Here is a 558-nt window from a genome sequence, read left to right as displayed (position 1 = left end):
AGATAATTTCACTTGCAATAATAATAAAGAAAGGGAGGTGAAGTATGTCAACTAAGTTGCCATGGACGAGGCTTTTTTCTTCACAATGGATTGTTGATGTTAGTGGCATGAGTATAGTGGAAAAAGGTCTTTATATGACTCTTGTTTTATATATGTATGAAGAGCGCCGTCCTATTATTGAAGATGCTCCAAAATTAGCACGGTGGGCTGGCTGTTCAGTGAGAGTCCTAAAAAATACATTAGACATCTTATTACGCGATGAGAAGATCATACGTTTAGAAGATGGTCGTTTGTGGAGTTTAAGAGTTGAAGAGGAACTCAATAACTCAAATGATAATTTAAATAAGTTTTCAGAAAGAGCACAAAAGGCAGCAAAGGCAAGATGGGATAAAAATACAACCTATGCTTGTAATTATGCTAAAAATGCTAATAGCAATGCTACAAGCAATGCTTATGCAATGCTAGATGATGCCATTAACAATAACATTAACAATAACAATAACAAAAAAAATAAAAATATTATTTTATCAAAAAGAGAAATTGATTTTGAAAATTTAG

The 558-nt window shown here is 32.4% G+C and carries 1 protein-coding gene; it reads left to right on the top strand.

The genetic code is table 11. The features are described 5' to 3' along the window. Positions 1–44: 44 nt before the first annotated feature. A partial coding sequence (locus ACFIJZ_RS10150; RefSeq protein ID WP_375632055.1) for a DUF1376 domain-containing protein occupies positions 45–558 on the top strand: 514 nt, incomplete at its 3' end.

It is taken from the genome of Bartonella sp. CL70QHWL, assembly GCF_042194855.1.
In the GTDB taxonomy this organism is placed as follows: domain Bacteria; phylum Pseudomonadota; class Alphaproteobacteria; order Rhizobiales; family Rhizobiaceae; genus Bartonella.
Note: the sequence above shows the minus strand (reverse complement) of the source record. Positions and strands in the feature narration are given on the sequence as shown.